The 1420-nt window shown below is 54.0% G+C and carries 1 protein-coding gene; it reads left to right on the top strand.

All coding sequences use genetic code 11. The annotated features are described in order from the left end of the window. A partial coding sequence (gene tnpC, locus MRX98_RS21705) for an IS66 family transposase (RefSeq protein WP_246915234.1) occupies positions 1-1420 on the top strand: 1420 nt, incomplete at both ends.

Raw genomic sequence — 1420 nt, 5'->3', positions numbered from 1 at the left:
AACATTGACATAGAGGCCGCAATAGCCAACGCTCGCAAGCTTGTTCAAGAGGACAAGCAGTTGTCGGGTGCCACGCGGTCGATTGTTGAGATTTTGATTCTGATCATCAGCTTGCTGGCCAATCGTCTCGGTTTGAACAGCACCAACAGCAGCAAGCCGCCATCGAGCGATCCGAACAGAGAAAAGACGCCCAAAGCCACAACGGGCAGAAAACCCGGCGGGCAAAAGGGCCGCATCGGCACCACGCTTGAAAAAGTCGATGATCCGGACGAGGTTGTAGTGATCAAGGTCGACCGCAAAAAATTGGCCCCGGGCCGGTATGTGCATGGTGGCTTCGAGACGCGCCAGGTGTTCGATATCGATATATCGCGGGTGGTGACAGAATACCGCGCACAGGTGCTCGAAGATGACAAAGGCAACAGATTCGTGGCCGATTTTCCCGAAGGTGTGACCAAAGCGGCCCAATACGGCACGGGGGTGAAGGCACACTCGGTGTACATGTCGCAATATCAGCTGATCCCGTACAACCGCATCCAGGATCATTTCGCCGATCAGCTCAACATCCCTGTCAGTGAAGGGTCGATTTTCAATTTCAACAAGGAGGCCTTCGATTGTCTTGAGGTCTTTGAAAATCGCGCCAAGGACGAACTGGCCGCCAGCGCTGTGGCGCATGCCGATGAGACCGGGATCAACATCGCAGGGGACAGGCACTGGCTCCACAGCATGTCCAGCGAATCGTGGACACTGTTTGCACCCCACAAGAAACGAGGTATGGATGCTTTTGAAGACATCGGCATCTTGCCCCGGTTCGAAGGCACCTTGTGTCATGACCACTGGAAGCCGTACTACAAGCTGGACGATTGCACCCACGCACTGTGCAACGCCCATCATATAAGGGAGCTGACCAGGGCCTGGGAGCAAGACGGTCAGCAGTGGGCGCTGCAGATGAAAAATTTGCTCGAAACGATCAATCGCAGCGTCACCGATGCCGGAGGGGCGCTGAGCCCTGAAAAATCCGATGAATACCGCCAAAAATACCGCGCCCTGTTGAAGCAGGCCGACATTGAATGCCCTGCGCCGGAGCGTTCCAACAAAAAGGGCAAAAGAGGCCGGATCAAAAGATCCAAGGCCAGGAATTTACTCGAACGGCTCAGGGATTTTGAGCACGACGTTCTCAGATTCATGGATGATGAGCGCATCCCGTTCACCAACAACCTGGGTGAAAACGATATCCGAATGACGAAGGTCCAGCAGAAGATATCGGGCTGCTTTCGAAGCTTTGATGGGGCGCGGATGTTTTGTCGAATTCGAAGCTATCTGTCAACGTGTCGAAAGCAGAATGTGACCGCCAGCCATGCCTTGGACTGCTTGTTCAACGGGAAACTGCCGGAAATTTTTCACACAAGCGGCAGTAGAAACT

It is taken from the genome of Desulfatitalea alkaliphila (genome assembly GCF_022968795.1).
GTDB classification, from domain to species: domain Bacteria; phylum Desulfobacterota; class Desulfobacteria; order Desulfobacterales; family Desulfosarcinaceae; genus Desulfatitalea; species Desulfatitalea alkaliphila.
This window is presented reverse-complemented; position numbering and strand designations above follow the sequence as displayed.